11 protein-coding genes and 1 pseudogene are annotated in these 14,744 nt (G+C 76.6%); 2 read left to right on the forward strand and 10 right to left on the reverse strand.

Translation table 11 applies throughout. The features are described from left to right. Positions 1-2: 2 nt before the first annotated feature. Genes ACQP12_RS30025 through ACQP12_RS30040 form a run of 4 tightly spaced genes read right to left on the reverse strand, consistent with a single transcriptional unit; the run spans position 3 to position 3,876 of the window. Positions 3-578 carry an NADH-quinone oxidoreductase subunit B gene (locus tag ACQP12_RS30025; protein WP_433283459.1) on the reverse strand — a complete coding sequence of 192 codons (576 nt, stop codon included), beginning with the start codon at positions 576-578 and terminating at the stop codon, positions 3-5. 59 nt (positions 579-637) lie between these two features. Next, on the reverse strand, positions 638-2,110 hold the full coding sequence (locus tag ACQP12_RS30030) for a pyridoxal phosphate-dependent decarboxylase family protein (RefSeq protein ID WP_433283460.1): 1,473 nt from the start codon (positions 2,108-2,110) through the stop codon (positions 638-640). Positions 2,111-2,161: 51 nt separating this feature from the next. Beyond that, on the reverse strand, positions 2,162-3,532 hold the full coding sequence (locus ACQP12_RS30035) for an MFS transporter (protein WP_433283461.1): 1,371 nt from the start codon (positions 3,530-3,532) through the stop codon (positions 2,162-2,164). A gap of 32 nt (positions 3,533-3,564) precedes the next feature. After that, positions 3,565-3,876, reverse strand: a complete 312-nt coding sequence (locus tag ACQP12_RS30040; protein ID WP_357938865.1) for an MGMT family protein — start codon at positions 3,874-3,876, stop codon at positions 3,565-3,567. A gap of 13 nt (positions 3,877-3,889) precedes the next feature. Here ACQP12_RS30040 and proB point away from each other — a divergent pair, with 13 nt between their 5' ends. Both proB and ACQP12_RS30050 read left to right on the forward strand, forming a co-directional pair. Beyond that, on the forward strand, positions 3,890-5,047 hold the full coding sequence (gene proB, locus ACQP12_RS30045) for a glutamate 5-kinase (RefSeq protein ID WP_433283462.1): 1,158 nt from the start codon (positions 3,890-3,892) through the stop codon (positions 5,045-5,047). Positions 5,048-5,057: 10 nt separating this feature from the next. Next, entirely contained in the window at positions 5,058-6,299 is a 1,242-nt protein-coding gene (locus tag ACQP12_RS30050) for a glutamate-5-semialdehyde dehydrogenase (protein ID WP_433283463.1), read from the forward strand. A 211-nt stretch (positions 6,300-6,510) separates the two neighbouring features. Here ACQP12_RS30050 and ACQP12_RS30055 read toward each other — a convergent pair. From ACQP12_RS30055 to ACQP12_RS30080, 6 genes and pseudogenes are all read right to left on the reverse strand, one after another. Further along, a pseudogene (locus tag ACQP12_RS30055) lies at positions 6,511-7,380 on the reverse strand (hypothetical protein); the annotation flags it as partial. A gap of 71 nt (positions 7,381-7,451) precedes the next feature. Continuing rightward, on the reverse strand, positions 7,452-8,699 hold the full coding sequence (gene moeZ, locus ACQP12_RS30060) for an adenylyltransferase/sulfurtransferase MoeZ (RefSeq protein ID WP_433289515.1): 1,248 nt from the start codon (positions 8,697-8,699) through the stop codon (positions 7,452-7,454). Positions 8,700-8,740: 41 nt separating this feature from the next. Next, positions 8,741-9,625, reverse strand: coding sequence for a DUF3152 domain-containing protein (locus ACQP12_RS30065; protein ID WP_433283464.1), 885 nt, complete (start codon positions 9,623-9,625; stop codon positions 8,741-8,743). Between the two features lie 87 nt (positions 9,626-9,712). After that, positions 9,713-10,582: a DUF3152 domain-containing protein gene (locus ACQP12_RS30070; protein ID WP_433283465.1), complete on the reverse strand. Its 870-nt coding sequence runs from the start codon at positions 10,580-10,582 to the stop codon at positions 9,713-9,715. 5 nt (positions 10,583-10,587) lie between these two features. Then, a complete protein-coding gene (locus ACQP12_RS30075) occupies positions 10,588-11,631 on the reverse strand; it encodes an alpha/beta fold hydrolase (RefSeq protein WP_433283466.1) in 1,044 nt (347 codons plus the stop codon). A 39-nt stretch (positions 11,632-11,670) separates the two neighbouring features. After that, positions 11,671-14,700 carry a hypothetical protein gene (locus ACQP12_RS30080; protein ID WP_433283467.1) on the reverse strand — a complete coding sequence of 1,010 codons (3,030 nt, stop codon included), beginning with the start codon at positions 14,698-14,700 and terminating at the stop codon, positions 11,671-11,673. Positions 14,701-14,744 lie beyond the last annotated feature (44 nt).

Raw genomic sequence — 14,744 nt, forward strand, 5'->3', positions numbered from 1 at the left:
GCTCAGCCGGCCGGGGGACGTACCGGTGGCGTGGTGAGGGATTCCACCGGCCGGGGGGTGCTCTCCGCGGGCCGGGGGTCGACCGGTGGGGCGAGCCGGTCCGGTCGCGGCACGCCGCCGACGCCGGACTGCTCGGCGGCGATCTTCTCCTGGAGGCGGAGGATGCCGTGCAGCAGCGCCTCCGGGCGGGGCGGGCACCCGGGCACGTAGACGTCGACCGGGATGAGCTGGTCGACACCCTTGGTCACCGAGTAGGAGTCCCAGTACGGTCCGCCGCAGTTCGAGCAGGCGCCGAACGAGATCACGTACTTCGGCTCGGGCATCTGGTCGTAGAGCCGCTTGACGGCCGGGGCCATCTTGTCGGTGACCGTGCCGGAGACCACCATGAGGTCGGCCTGGCGGGGGCCGTGGGCGAACGGGATCACGCCGAGCCGCATGAAGTCGTGCCGGCCCATGCTGGTGGCGATGAACTCGATGGCACAGCAGGCCAGCCCGAAGTTGAACACCCAGAGCGAGTAGCGGCGGCCCCAGTTCAGCACGAACCGGATCGGCTCGCCGAGCACGGCCGGCACCTGCACCTCGGGCCTCCCTCGCAGATCCCCCTGACGTGACAGTCAATCACAGCACGAAGGTGGCCTCACCAGGTCGGTCGTTGCAGCAGCCCGACGAACTCCACGAGCAGCCGCTCCCGCAGCCGGACCGGGGCCGCCTCGAGCAGGGTGTTCACGGCCGCCATCCGGTCCGCCGGCCCGGCGCCCAGCCCCAGGCCGGCGGCGAGCCCGGCGATCAGGTCGGGGGTGAGCGCCTCCGGGGTGAGGCTGCCGGCCAGCGCCAGCAGCTCCGGCGGCAGCTGCACCGGTCCCGCGGCCCGGGCGGCCACCACGGCCTCGGCCAGCGCCGGGCCGAACTCGGCGACCCGCGGGGCCACCGCGGCGGTCACCGTGAGGTGCACGCTGGCCGGCAGGCCGGCGTACGCGAGCTGCGGCTGGGTGTGCCAGCCCCGGGCGGTCAGCTCGTCGACCAGCACGAACAGGTCCAGCCCCGGGTCGTCGGCGGTGAAGCAGACCACCGTCGACTCCGGCTCGGCCAGCAGCCGCAGCCCGTCGACCGCGCGGACCGCATCGGCCAGCCCGGCGACCGCGTCCCGGGTCAGCGCGGCCAGCCGCAGGTAGCCGTCCTCGCCGAGGTGCCGCAGGGTGGCGTACGCGGCGGCGATCGGCCCACCCGATCGGGTCGAGGCGATCACGGGGTTGACCATCGTGTAGCCGGGCCAGTCGGCGTACGCGAAGAACTGGGGCGCGCGCAGCCCCGCGTCCCGGTGCAGCAGCACCGACACGCCCTTCGGGGCGTACGCGTACTTGTGCAGGTCGACGGAGATCGAGGTGACCCCGGGCACGGCGAAGTCGAACGGGGGCACCGAGGTGCCGAGCCGGCGCAGCCAGGGCAGCGTCCAGCCCCCGAAGCAGGCGTCCACGTGGCACCGCACCCCGGCCGCCGCCGCCACGGCCGCGATCTCCGCCACCGGGTCGACGACGCCGTGCGCGTACGACGGCGCGGAGGCGACCACGAGCACGGTCTCGGGCCGGATCGCGGCGGCCACGTCGGCGACCGCCGGGCGCAGGGTCACCGGGTCCACGGGCACCGGGTCGAGGGCCACCCGCAGGTAGTGGGCCGCCTTGGCGAACGCGGCGTGCCCGCTGACCGGCACCACGATGCGCGGCTCCGCGAGGTCGGGCCGGGCGTCCCGGGCCGCCTTGACGGCCAGGATCAGCGACTCCGTGCCGCCGCTGGTGACGCTGCCGACCACGTCCGGCGCGGACGTGCCGGGGCCCCCGCCGAGCAGCCGGGCGGCCGCGCCGACGACCGCGTTCTCCATGGCCAGCAGGGACGGGAAGGCGGTCGGGTCCAGGCCGTTGACGTGGGCGCTCTCGGCGTGTGCGGCCTGCGCCAGCTCGTCCAGCCCGGCCACTCCGGGGTCGTAGACGTAGGCGAACAGCCGCCCGCCGTGCGTCGGGCGGTCGGCCGCCCGGAGGGCCCGGATCTCGTCGAGCACCCGCGCCGCGGGCACCCCCTCGACGGGCAGCGCGCCCGTACCTGCCGTGTCGGTCATCGTGCTCGGGGTTTCCTCTCGTGACGGTCCGGGCGGACGGACGCGCGTGCCTCAGGCCCGCGCCGCCGGCGCGACCCCGCCGGGTGCGGACGCGGCGGCCAGGTGGGCCGGGGTCAGGGTGTAGCCGCGCAGCAGCACCACCGGGGCGGCGACCAGCAGGGCCGGCAGCACGGTGAAGCCGAGCAGCACGCCGAGCCGGGCGGTCGCCGACTGGGCCGCCGCGACCCCGGTCGACGAGGAGACGTAGCCGGAAAGCTGGAGGACCAGGCCGTAGATGCCGGGGCCGAGGGCCAGGCCGAAGGTCTCCCCGGCGGTCCACAACCCGGTGAACACGCCGGCCTGCCGCCGGCCGGTGCGGGCGGTGTCGTAGGCGATGCAGTCGGGCAGCATGGCCAGCGCGAAGACCTGCTGGCCGGCGTAGCCGACGCCGATGAGGGCGACCACGGCGTACACCCCGGCGGGCGGGATTGCGGGGGCCGCGACCAGGGCCAGCGCGCCGGCCGCGAAGATCAGCGAGGCGGCGACCAGCGAGGCGGGCTTGCCCAGCCGGGCGCCGGCCCGGGTCCACAGCGGCATGACCAGCAGCGCCGGGCCGACGAAGCAGGCGAAGAGCAGGGTCGGGCCGCTGTCCGGGGCGCGGAGCACCTGGCCGGCGAAGTACTTCACCCCGGCCAGCACGGTCGCCACGCCGGCGGACTGGATCACGAAGCAGACCAGCAGCACGCGGAACGGCCGGTTCCGGCCGGCGACCGCGAGCTGGGCGCGCAGGCTCGGCTCGCTCTCCCCCACCGTGCCGGCCGGCGCGGACCGGGTGCCGAGGAACGCGCCGATCGTGCCGGCCACGATGAGCGCCGCCACGAACAGGCCCATCCAGCGGTGCCCGGGCACGCCGTCGCCGCCGGCGGTCACCACGGCCGGGGCCACCGCCCCGGAGACCAGGATGGCCAGCGCCAGCACCGCGATCCGCCAGCTCATCAGCCGGGTACGCTCCGCCGGGTCGTCGGTCAGCTCGGCGGGCATGGCCACGTAGGGCACCTGAAAGAAGGCGAACGCGGTCGCGGTGGCCAGGAACGCCACGGCCACGTACGTCCCGGCGGCCGGGCCGGACCCGAACGGCGCCGCGAAGATCGACGCGAAGAGCGCGGCCAGCGCCAGCCCGCCGCCGAGCAGCCAGGGCCGGCGTGCGCCCCAGCGGGACCGGGTCCGGTCGGAGATCCGCCCGGCGACCGGGTTGACGAGCACGTCCCACGCCTTCGGCAGGAGCACCAGCAGGGCGGCCACCCCGGCCGCGACGCCCAGCGTGTCGGTGAGGTACGGCAGCAGGAGCAGCCCGGGCACCGTGCCGAACGCGCCGGTGACCAGCGAGCCCAGCGCGTATCCGGCGTGCACCCGGCGAGGCAGGCTCCCGCCCGTTCCTGTCATGGAGCCGAATGCTACTCACGTTATGTCGGCGGTCACATCCCCTCGTCGGGCGACCAGGCCGCCGCCATGTCCACTCCCGAGGGGCGCAGGGGGCAGCCCTCGGCACGCAGCCGGGCCCGGGCCTCCACCTCGTGCCCCGGCGGCAGCCGGCCGGCCGAGTTCACCACCCGGTGCCACGGCACCCCGCCACCGTGCCGGGCCATGATCGAACCGACCAGCCGGGCCGACGCCCGCCCCGACCGCTCGGCGAGGGCATCGGCCACCGCCCCGTACGACATCACCCGGCCCGGTGGGATCCGCTCGACCAGGTCCAGCACCGCCTCGACGTACTCGTCAGGTGTCACGGGCTGCCACGATATGGGAACGCGCCGGGGTGCGGCGGACCGCAGCGCGCAGAATGGTCCGGTGCGCGAAGCAGTCACCTCGGCCCGCCGGATCGTCGTCAAGATCGGCTCGTCCTCGCTGACCACCCCGGCGGGCGGCCTGGACGACACCCGCGTCGACGGGCTGGTCGACACGCTCGGCGCGCTCGCCGCCGCGGGGCGCGAGGTCGTACTGGTCTCCTCCGGCGCGATCGCCGCCGGCCTGGCCCCGCTCGGGCTGCCCCGGCGCCCCCGCGACCTGGCCACCCAGCAGGCCGCCGCCAGCGTCGGGCAGGGCCTGCTCATCGGCCGGTACGCGGCGGCCTTCGCCCGGCGCCGGCTGACCGTCGGGCAGGTGCTGCTCACCGTCGACGACGTGACCCGCCGGGCGCACTACCGCAACGCGTACCGGACCCTGCGCAAGCTGCTCGACCTGCGGGCCGTGCCGATCGTCAACGAGAACGACACGGTCGCCACCGAGGAGATCCGGTTCGGCGACAACGACCGGCTCGCCGCGCTGGTGGCCGCCCTGGTCGACGCCGACCTGCTGGTGCTGCTGTCGGACGTGGACGCGCTGTGGACCGGTGACCCGACCCGCGCCGGCAGCACCCGGATCAGCGAGGTGCACGGCGAGGGCGACCTGGCCGGCGTCGACATCGGCGGCGCCGGGCGGGCCGGGGTGGGCACCGGCGGCATGGTCACCAAGGTCGAGGCGGCCCGGATCGCCACCGGCTTCGGCGTACCCGTGGTGCTCACCGCCGCGCCCCTGGCCGGGCCGGCGCTGGCCGGCGAGCCGGTCGGCACCTTCTTCCACCCGAGCAGCCGACGCCCGGCCGCCCGGCTCTTCTGGCTGGCGCACGCCACCGCGCCGCGCGGCCGGCTGCACCTCGACCCCGGCGCGGTGCAGGCCGTGGTCGGGCGGCGCAAGTCCCTGCTCCCGGCCGGGATCACCGCGGTCGACGGCGCGTTCACCGCTGGGGACCCGGTGGACCTGGTCGACACCGAGGGCGCGCCGGTCGCCCGCGGGCTGGTCAACTACGACGCGGTCGAGCTGCCCGGGCTGCTCGGCCGCTCCACCTCGGAACTCGCCGCGGCGCTCGGCCCGGCGTACGAACGGGAGGTCGTCCACCGCGACGACCTCGTCCTGCTGTGAGGAGTACGCGATGAGTGTGGTCGAGCAGGCCCGCCGGGCCCGGGGCGCGGCGGAGGCCCTCGCGGTCGCCACCCGTACGGTCAAGGACGCCGCGCTGCACGCGATGGCCGACGCGCTGGTGGCGCGTACCCCCGAGATCCTGACCGCGAACGCGGCGGACCTGGCGGCCGGCCGGGAGGCCGGGCTGAGCGCGGCCGTGCTGGACCGGCTGGCCCTCGACGAGGCCCGGGTCGCCGGCATCGCCGACGCGCTGCGGCAGATGGCCGCGCTGCCCGACCCGGTCGGCGAGGTGGTCCGCGGCGCGACCCTGCCCAACGGGCTGGAGCTGCGCCAGGTCCGGGTGCCGTTCGGGGTGGTCGGCATCATCTACGAGGGCCGCCCCAACGTGACCGTCGACGCGGCCGGGATCTGCCTGAAGTCCGGCAACGCCGCGCTCCTGCGCGGTTCCTCCTCGGCGGCGCACTCCAACGCCGCCCTGGTCGCGGTGCTCCGCGACGCGGTCGCCGGGGCCGGCCTGCCGGCCGACGCGGTGCAGCTCCTCGACGCCAGCACCCGCGACTCGGTCAAGGAGCTGATGGGCGCCCGGGGCCTCGTCGACGTGCTGATCCCGCGCGGCGGCGCGTCGCTCATCCGGACCGTGGTCGAGGAGTCGACCGTGCCGGTGATCGAGACCGGGGTGGGCAACTGCCACGTCTACGTGGACGCCGCCGCCGACCTGGCCAAGGCCGTGGCGGTCACCCTGAACTCCAAGACCCAGCGCCTGTCCACCTGCAACACGGCCGAGTCCCTGCTGGTGCACGCGGGCGTCGCGGACGCATTCCTGCCGGCCGTGCTGGCCGCCTTCGCCGACGCCGGGGTGACCGTGCACGGCGACGCGCGGGTCGCCACCTACTCCGACGCGGTGGTGCCGGCCACCGACGAGGACTTCGACACCGAATACCTCTCCGCCGACATCTCGGTCGCCGTTGTCGACTCGCTGGACGCGGCGGTCGCGCACATCCGGCGGCACGGCACCGGCCACACCGAGGCGATCGTCACCGACTCCCAGCCGGCGGCCCGCGAGTTCGTGGCCCGGGTGGACGCGGCCGCGGTGATGGTGAACGCCTCCACCCGGTTCACCGACGGGGGCGAGTTCGGCTTCGGCGCCGAGATCGGTATCTCCACGCAGAAGCTGCACGCCCGCGGCCCGATGGGGCTGCCCGAGCTGACCAGCACCAAGTACGTCGTCACCGGCGACGGCCACCTGCGCTGAGCGGGCCGGCTCAGGGGGTGGGCGCGGCCGGCTCCGGTGGCGCCGACTCCGGTGGCGGAGCGGACGGCGGGGCCGGCCTCGGCAGCGGCACGACGGGCGGCAGGACCAGGTCGCCCGAGGGCGCCGGGCGTGGCGCGGGCACCAGCGGCGGCGCGGCCGGCTGCGGCGCGACGAACGGCGCGCCGGAGACCGGGGCCTCCGGGGTGGTGGGGCGGCAGGCCCGGATCGCCCGCAGCGTGGTGTGCACGTCGAACTGGTGGCCGTCGTCGCTGTCCCAGCCGCCGTCGCTGCGCTGGGTCTCGGCCAGCCGCCGCCGGGCCGAGACGAGCAGCCACTGCTCCTCGCCCACGTCGACCCGGCGCAGCGTGGCGGCGAGCCAGGCCACGTCGGCCGGGGACATCTGCGGGATCCGCTCGGCCAGCACGGCCTGGATCCGGGCGGACTCGTAGTAGAGCTGCTGGCGGTGCAGCACGGCCGCGGCGAGCCAGCCGGCCGGGAGGAACGACGGCCAGCTGCCGTCCGGTGCGAGCTGCGCGGCGAGCGCGTGGGCCGCCGCCTGCACCACACCGGCGTACGCCCCGCCGACCCGGTGGTCGAGCGGCCCGGCGGCGCGGGCGTCCAGCCCGGCCACGGTGAGCCAGAACCCGGCGTTGGCGGTGAGGAAGAGCCGGGCCTCCGGGTCGCCCGGGGTGGCCCACTCGGGGGCGAACCCGGCCAGCGACGGGTCCTCGTCCCAGCCGCCGTCGGCGAGCTGGCGGGCGGCCAGCCAGTCCAGGGCGTGCCGGGCGGCCGGGCGGCCCAGCGCCCCGAGGTCGTCCAGCTCGGACAGGCGGTAGCAGGTGGCGTCGACCGAGGCGACCTCGCCGTCGAGCACGGCCGGCCACCCACCGCCGGATGCCTGCCCGGCCTCGGCCGCGTCGAGCAGGTCGGGCGGCACCGGGGCGCCGGTGCGCAGCCGGGAGAGGCGGGCGCGGTCCACCGCGTCGCCGTGCGCCACGACGAAGCCGATCGCCGCGTCCAGATCCACCACGGCAGTCACGCTACCGGCGCAAACGTGGTTACGCCTCGGTAGCTCGGCCAGGGGTGGCCCGGCCCACCGGCGGTACGCGAAGGGCCCTCCCGGCACACCCGGGAGGGCCCTTCGACGCGACCTCAGTAGGCCGGCAGCGCCGGGTCGATCTGCTTGATCCAGGAGAGCACGCCGCCCTGGACGTGCACGGCGTCCTTGAAGCCGGCCGCCTTGAGCGCGGCGAGCGCCTCGGCGGAGCGGACACCGGACTTGCAGTGCAGCACGATCTGCTTGTCCTGCGGGAGCCTCGCCAGCGCCTCGCCCGAGATGATCTCGCCCTTGGGGATCAGGGTGGCGCCGGGGATCCGGACGATCTCGTACTCGGCCGGCTCGCGGACGTCGACCAGGAAGAAGTCCTTGCCGGCGTCCTGCCACTCCTTCAGCTCCAGGGCGGTGATGGTCGAGTCGACCACCGCCTCCTGCGCCTCGTCGGAGACCGCGCCGCAGAAGTCCTCGTAGTCCTCCAGCAGATCGGTGACCGTCGGGTTCTCGCCGCAGAGCACGCAGTTCGGGTCCTTGCGGACCTTGATCTTGCGGTAGCTCATCTCCAGGGCGTCGTAGACCATCAGCCGGCCGACCAGCGGCTCGCCGATGCCGGCGAGCAGCTTGATCGCCTCGTTGACCTGGATCGACCCGATGGACGCGCAGAGCACGCCCAGCACGCCACCCTCGGCGCAGGACGGGACCATGCCGGGCGGCGGCGGCTCCGGGTAGAGGCAGCGGTAGCAGGGACCGTGCTCGGCCCAGAACACCGACGCCTGGCCGTCGAACCGGTAGATCGAACCCCAGACGTACGGCTTGCCGAGCAGCACCGCCGCGTCGTTGACCATGTAGCGGGTGGCGAAGTTGTCGGTGCCGTCGACGATCAGGTCGTAGCCGGAGAAGATCTCCCGGACGTTGTCCCGGTCCAGCGCGGTGTTGTGGATCTCCACGTTGACCAGCGGGTTGATCTCGCGGATCGAGGCGGCGGCGGACTCGGCCTTGGACCGGCCGACGTCGGACACGCCGTGGATGATCTGGCGCTGGAGGTTGGACTCGTCGACGGTGTCGAAGTCGATGATGCCGAGGGTGCCGACACCGGCGGCGGCGAGGTACATCAGGGCCGGCGAGCCGAGACCACCGGCGCCGACGCAGAGCACCCGGGCGTTCTTCAGCCGCTTCTGCCCCTCGACCCCGACGTCCGGGATGATCAGGTGGCGGGAGTAGCGGCGGATCTCGTCTACGGTCAGCTCGGCGGCGGGCTCGACGAGCGGGGGCAACGACACGGTGGACTCCCCGGGATCGGCGGTGGGACCGCGCCATTGTCGCTCGCCCCGGTGGGGATCGGCCATGATGAGGGCCACGTCGCCCGACATGCGGGAGCGGGAATAACTCAGACCCCGTCGGTCGGCTCGCCGGAGTAGCGAACGCCGTCGACGTACGGCCAGGCGTTCGCCACGCAGCCGTCCAGCCCGTACGTCTGCTGCTGCATCACCGGGGCGGCGGCGCCGGGCTCGGGGCAGGCCTGGTGCAGCTCGCCGAACTCGTGCCCGACCTCGTGGTTCACCACGTACGTCCGGTAGACGTCCAGCGGGGCGCCGTAGTCGGGCACCGCCTCCATCCACCGGGCCAGGTTGATGACGACCCGGCCGGGCAGCCGGCAGGAGGTGTACCGCTCGGTGCTCAGCCCGCCCTCGGCGCACATCCGCTCCGAGGTGGCCGGGGTGGCCAGGTAGATGGTGAAGTCGGCGACCGCCGCCTCGGGCACCCGCTGCACCCGCAGCTCGCCCGAGGCGATCCAGCTGCGCGGGTCGCCGAGCACCGCGTCCACGGTGGCGGCGAACTCGTCCACGTCCTGCCCGGCGTCCTGCTCGACCTCGACCCGGTAGCGGCGCAGCGGGCCGTCGTAACCGCGTACCGGCGAGCGGCCGTCGGCGGCGGCGAAGCTGCCCGGGCCGGCGGTGGGGTATCCGCCCGGCTCGGACCGGGGCCCGTCGCCGGCGCCGTTGGCCAGGGAGGGGTTGGCTGCGGACAGCGGATGCCGGCCGGACAGGTGCACCAGCGCGCCGGGCCCGGCCAGCCGGGTCACCCCGGCCGCGCCGGCCACCGCGACGAGCAGCGCCACCAGGAGCAGCACGGCCCGCCGGCGGCGCCGCCGCATCCGGCGCAGGCCGGGACGGGCCGGCGGGGCGGTTCCCGGGTGGGCCGGCGGGCGGGCGAAGTCGAGCCGGGGCGGGCGGGGATCGTCAGGCGGGTCGTAAGGGGACGACGACGTCATGCCCTCAGCGTGCCACGTAAATTCGGGCAATTAGCCCTTTTTGCTGCTTCTCCCACGGAATACTTCTCATCGCCACGATCAGGTCTTTCAGACCGGCGGACCGGTGTACCGCTTCCCGTCCACGTACGGCCACGGATTCGGCCGGCAGCCGTTCAGGAAGAGCGTCTGCTGCTGCATCACCGGCGCCACCCGGCCCTTCCCCGGGCAGGCCTCGTGGTGGTGCCCCAACTGGTGACCGACCTCGTGGTTGATGACGTAGAGCCGGTAGGTGTCCAGCGGGAGCTTCGCCGCGACCAGGTGCGGCACCGAGATCCGCCACCGGTCCAGGTTGATCACCACCTTGCCGGTGACCCGGCAGGACGTGTACGGCACGCCGCCCACCCGGATGTCGATGCCGCCGGCGCGGCAGAGGCGGCCCGCGGTGTCCCGGGTCGCCAGGTAGATCGTGAAGTCCGACCGGCTGCCCGGCCCGACCCGCTGCAGCCGCAGCCGACCACTGTCCACCCAGCTCCCCGGCCCCGCCAGCGCCCGCTGCACGGCGTCACCGAAGGCGTGCGCGTCCTCCCCGGAGCCGTTCTCCACCGCCACCCGGAACCGGCGCAGCACGCCGGCCCGACCCAGCACCCCGCCGGTCCGGTCGTCGTAGCCGAAGCTCCCCCGGCCGTGCGCGGGCACCGGACCGGGCATCCGCAGCACCGGCGTGCTCGGCACCGGATCCGGCGACGGTGAGGGCGACGGCGACGCGCTCGACGGCGCCGGCCCCCCGGCCGGCTGAGGTGGCTCGGTCGCCGCGCCGGAACTGACGAGCGCCTCGGCCCCGACCAACGGATGTTGCAGAGCGACCCCGATGCCGACCGCGGCGGCGACGAGGAAGGCGCAGACCACCACGGCGGACCGCCAGCGGCCGGCGGGCGGGGCGGTGGGCCGCGCGGCACGCGGACGGACGGAGGTGGGCATCCGGCTCAGCCTGCCATGTCGCGGCGCCGCCCGCTCTCCCCCGTTTCGGTGATCAGTGCCCTGGCCTGCGCATCCGGCCGTTCCCCACCCGGCGGCGACCCGTCGGGGGACGCCTCGGCCAGCAGCGCCAGCACCGCCCGCGCCACGGTCCGGGGCACCTCCAACTGGGCCACGTGCCCAACGCCGTCGAGCGACAGCAGGCGGCTGTCCGGGATCACCCGGGCGGCCTGCGGCGCCACCCGCACGTCGACGAGGCGGTCCTGCCGCCCACCCACCACGAGCGTCGGCACCCGCACCCGCGCCGCCAGCCGCCACAGCGACCCCGACCCGGGCAGGTACGACCGCAGGAAGCTGGAGACCAGGCCACGGAAGGTGCGGACGTAGGCGGCGGCGTAGTGGGCCGCCTCGTAGCGGATCCGAATCTCCTCGATCGCCTCCTGCCGGCGCTGCTCGCTGATCCGGGTCAGGTCGGCGATGCACGCCTCCATCACCTGCTCAGCCATCACCTCGGGGGCGACCTGGGCCAGCCGCCAGGCGGCCAGCCGCTCGCCCCGGGGGATCGCCAGCAGCGGCAGCATCCGGCCCTGCAGCGAGCGCCGGAAATCCAGGAACGGCAGGGCCGGGGAGATCAGGGTCAGCGTCCGGACCAGGTCCGGACGCAGCGCCGCCACCCGGACACAGACGGCGCCGCCGAGCGAGTTGCCGAACAGGTGCACCGGCCCCCGGTCGCTGTGCTCGATCCACCGCACCACCCGGTCGGCGAACGACGGCACCGTGTAGCGCCGGCCCGGCTCGCTGCGCCCGAAACCCGGCAGGTCGATCGCCTGGCCGTCGAGCCGGTCGGCGAGCAGGCCGGCCAGATCCGTCCAGTTCTGTGACGAGCCGCCGAGGCCGTGCACGTACAGCGCCGGCTCCGCGCCGCGGGCGGTGGCCGGGGTGTCGCGCACGTACGTCACCGTGCCGTCGAGACGGACGTTGCGGCCGGGCCAGGGCGGCGGGACGTGGTGCGCGGGCAGGAGGTGCTCCGGCCAGAGGGCGGCGGGCTTCATGGCTCCAGTCTTCCCGGACCGGCGCGGCCCGACACCGGCTCAGGCGAGCAGCGCCTCCAGCCGGCGGTTCACCGCGGCCAGGGTGGCCCGGACCACGGCCTGCCGGGGATCCCCGGCGACCAGGGCGGACCCGGCCAGCTGCTCCACCCAGCCGTCACAGACCAGCAGCACCACCACGGTCGCCACCTCGCAGTTGCCGAACGGCACCACGGCGGTGTGCTCGACGAAGCACCGCCCCCGGTCCCCGGGCGACGCGGCCTGGCCGAGCAGTTCGTCCACCGCGGCGGCCGCGGCCACCGCGCAGAGCCGCAGCACGTAGCCGTCGACGGCCGGCCCGGTGGAGTGCCCCTCCGCCGTCCGGTCCCCGGCGAGCAGGCGGACCTCCACGGTGGCGTCGAGGCCGAAGGTGCTCACCTGGACGTGGTCGATCACCACCCGGGGCCCCGGCAGCCCGCCGGTGTCCAGCGGTCGCGACGGCGCGGTCTCCGTCGTGCTCATCTGCCCGCCCGAGTACGAGGTGCCGAGCGTGGCCGGGCTGCCGGTGGCCGTGCCGGCCGGGGCGGTGGCGAGCGAGGACTCCTCCACGGCGGCCCGGCCCCGGTGGCCGCCGGCCTGCCGGCGGCGGCGCGGCGGCTCGGCCCCCGGGTCGGCGCCCTCGGCCGGCGCCTCGGCGAGCCGGCCGGCGCGCGCCTCGGGCGCCGCGAACCGACCCTCGCCGGACCGGTTCTCCGCCGGCCGGTTCGGGCCGGACCTCGGACCGGCCGGGTCCCCGGCCGGTCGGGACCGCGGGCCGGTCAGGTCCTCCGCCGGGCCGGACCGCGCGCCGGTCACGTCCTGGGCCGGACGGGGCTCAAGGCCGGCCACGTCCTCCGCCGGACGGGACTGGCGGCCGGCCACGTCCTCCGCCGGACGGGACTGGGAGGCGGACCAGGCCGCGGCCGGCACCTCCTCGGCCGGGCGGGACTGCGGAGCCGACCAGGCGGGGGCCGGCACCTCCTCGGCCGGGCGGGACTGCGGGCCGGACCGGGCCGGGCCGGGCAGGTCCTCGGCCGGGCGGGGCTCGGCGGGACGGTCGGCGCGCGGCTGGGCCGACCGGCGGCGCACCGGGGGCGGCGGGGTCGCCGGGGCGCCGGGCAGGTTCTGCGGGGCGGCGGCCAACCCCATGCGCTCCTGGAGCAGACGGGCGACCACCCTGCTCACCTCGGCCGGGTCCGCGCCGTCGGCGAGGTCCAGCCGGAGGCTGTGCGCCCCGGCCGGGGTGCGGCGCAGCGCCGCGTCCCGGACGCCGGCCACCTCGCGGACGGCGTCGAGGATCGCGTTGACGTCGAAGCCCTCCGGCCGCTCGCGCAGCGGCGCGGGTTCGTCGTCCCGGCGCAGGTGGGTGGCGATGCGGGCGAGTTCCGGGGTCTCGGCGGGTGGTTCCACGGCGGGTGGCTCCGGCACGACGGGCACATCCGGCTCGGCGGGGACGCGCTGCGGCAGCACCGGAGTGAGCTCGGCCGCCTCGGCGGCCGGCGGCGGCTCCGGGGCGGACCGGCGGGCCGCGTAGGGAGGTGCGCTCGTCGGGGTGGGCGCGGGCGCGCGGTCGACAGGGGCGGGCGGTGGGCCGGCCGGCAACCACTCCGCGCCGCCCGGCAGCCGGTCCGGCCTGGCCTCCCGCTCCTCGGCGGCGCGGACGGGCGGCGCGGGCGGGTAGCCGGTGGGTGGCGGGCCGGTGGGCGCCTCGTGGGGCACGGGCGGCGCGCTGGTCGGGGTGGTGTGCGGGGGTGCGCTGAACGGGGCCACGGGCACGGGCGGCCCGGCCCAGGTAGGCCGGTCGGGGATCTCCCGGGCGGCCGGCTCGTGCCCAGGGCGGGACTCGGGCACCTCGGACGGCCGGGACGGCTCGGAGCGCGGCGCCTCGTAGCCCGCGGGCGACTCGGCCCGGACCGGCTCGAAGGGGCGGACCGGCTCCGGTCGGGGCGGGTCGTAGCCGGCGGGCGGCTCGACCCGGGCCGGCTCGTAGGGCCGGACCGGCTCGGGCGCCCACTCCTCGCGGGCGGCCCGGCGGCCGACCGGCTCGTCCTCGCGGGCGGCGCGGCGGCCGGCGGGCTCCTCCTCGCCGGCCGGGCGGCCGGTCGACTCGTCCTCGCGCGCCCACGGCGGGGCCCAGCCCCCGCCCCAGCTCTGGCGGTTCCAGGCCGGGCCGGACCACGGCGGTTCCCCGGCCGGCCCGGCGCCCCGCTCGTCGGCCGCGGCGCGCGGCTGCTCGGCGGCGGGCCGTCGCTCCGGCGCGGCACCGGCGTCCGGGCCCGCGGGCGGGGCCGAGGTCGGCCGGTCGGCCCAGCCGCGGGAAAGCGACGGCGCCTCGGCCGGGGGCTGTTCCGCCGGGAAGTGGTCGGCCCGGCCGGCGACTGGCGGCGCCTCAGCTGGAGGCCGCTCCGGCGGACGGCGGTCAGCCCAGCCGCGGGAGAGCGACGGTGCGGATTCGGACCGTTCGGCGGTCGGCGCGTGGAAGCCGGGGGGCACCTCGAAGCCGGAGGCGGTGGCGCCGACCGGGGGCACCTGGAGGGCCGGCGGCCCGGAGGTCGGGCCGCTCTCCGCCCAGCGCGCGGCGCGCCCCGGCGGCGGGTCGTCGGGGGCGTGCCGGGAGGCACCGGGATCCGCCTCGGCGGTCGGCTGCTCGACCGCGGGCGCGGGCCGCTGGGCCGGCACGATGAGCCGGTCGGCGCCGGTCTCCCGGCGGGGCTCGTCCGCGGGCGGGGCACTCACCGGCGCCTCGCGGGTCACGGGCGGCTCCTCCCCGGCGTGGTGCACGCCGTTGACGTGGCGGCCGTTGACCCGCCCGGGCGGCTCCTCGGCGGTCAGCCCGGGCAGTGGGGCCGGGAGGTCGCCGTGCCGGGGGGACGAGGCGCCCCAGCCGGTGGTGAGGTCGGCGCGGGGCCAGCTGCCGGGCGCCGGAGCGCCGCGGGCCCAGCCGGTCGCCGGGGGCGCCCACCCGCTGCCGGCGCGGGCCAGGTCGTCCTGCTGACCCGTGCCGTCGCCGTGCTCTCCCGGGGTGGCGGCTCCGGGTTGCCCTGATTCACTCACCGCGCGCTCCTTGGTCGCCCCCGCTGAGGCTACCGTGTGGTGAC

Source organism: Micromonospora sp. CA-244673 (assembly GCF_050948395.1).
Classification (GTDB): Bacteria; Actinomycetota; Actinomycetes; order Mycobacteriales; family Micromonosporaceae; genus Micromonospora.

Bases quoted from the DNA above. Each gene is read 5' to 3' on its own strand.
- ACQP12_RS30030 (WP_433283460.1), bottom strand. From the start codon at position 2,110: ATGACCGACACGGCAGGTACGGGCGCGCTGCCCGTCGAGGGGGTGCCC.
- ACQP12_RS30035 (WP_433283461.1), bottom strand. From the start codon at position 3,532: ATGACAGGAACGGGCGGGAGCCTGCCTCGCCGGGTGCACGCCGGATAC.
- proB (WP_433283462.1), top strand. From the start codon at position 3,890: ATGGGAACGCGCCGGGGTGCGGCGGACCGCAGCGCGCAGAATGGTCCG.
- ACQP12_RS30050 (WP_433283463.1), top strand. From the start codon at position 5,058: ATGAGTGTGGTCGAGCAGGCCCGCCGGGCCCGGGGCGCGGCGGAGGCC.
- moeZ (WP_433289515.1), bottom strand. From the start codon at position 8,699: ATGGCCGATCCCCACCGGGGCGAGCGACAATGGCGCGGTCCCACCGCC.
- ACQP12_RS30065 (WP_433283464.1), bottom strand. From the start codon at position 9,625: ATGACGTCGTCGTCCCCTTACGACCCGCCTGACGATCCCCGCCCGCCC.
- ACQP12_RS30070 (WP_433283465.1), bottom strand. From the start codon at position 10,582: ATGCCCACCTCCGTCCGTCCGCGTGCCGCGCGGCCCACCGCCCCGCCC.
- ACQP12_RS30075 (WP_433283466.1), bottom strand. From the start codon at position 11,631: ATGAAGCCCGCCGCCCTCTGGCCGGAGCACCTCCTGCCCGCGCACCAC.